Annotated in this window: 1 protein-coding gene; it reads right to left on the minus strand. The window is 43.6% G+C overall.

The features are described from left to right. Window positions 1-534, minus strand: a 534-nt coding sequence (locus R7Q48_RS30545) for a peptidyl-prolyl cis-trans isomerase (RefSeq protein WP_318134167.1), incomplete at both ends; no start/stop codon positions are given.

The raw sequence follows: 534 nt of genomic DNA on the forward strand, positions 1-534 counted from the left end.
TGGTTTTGCAACGGCATCTTTCAGCTCTTCTAGCTTGATAATGTGGTAGCCAAAGTCAGATTTTACTAGACCAGACATGTCACCTGGGTTCTTAAGTGCAAACGCAGCTTCTTCAAACGCAGGATCCATAACATCACGTTCGATCCAACCTAAGTCACCGCCGTTTTCAGCACTACCGAAATCATCAGATTTCTCTTGCGCTACCGCAGCAAAATCTGCACCTGCGTTCAATTCATCTAAGATAGCTTGTGCTTTTGCTTCATCATCACCTTCAACAAGAATGTGCGCCACTCGGCGTTGCTCTTCTGAAGAGTATTTGTCTAGATGCTCGTCGTAGTATTTCTTAACGTCTTCATCTGTTACTTGAATCTGCTTCTTAAGTGCTTCAGCAGACAACTCAACGTAAGACACTTTCACTTGCTCTGGACGAGTGAAGTTATCTGGGTTTGCTTTGTAGTAAGCTTGAATTTCTTCGTCAGTTAACTCAACTTTCTTCGCAAACTCTGCCAAATCGATGGTTACAGTGCGGATGTC

It is taken from the genome of Vibrio sp. 378 (genome assembly GCF_033339435.1).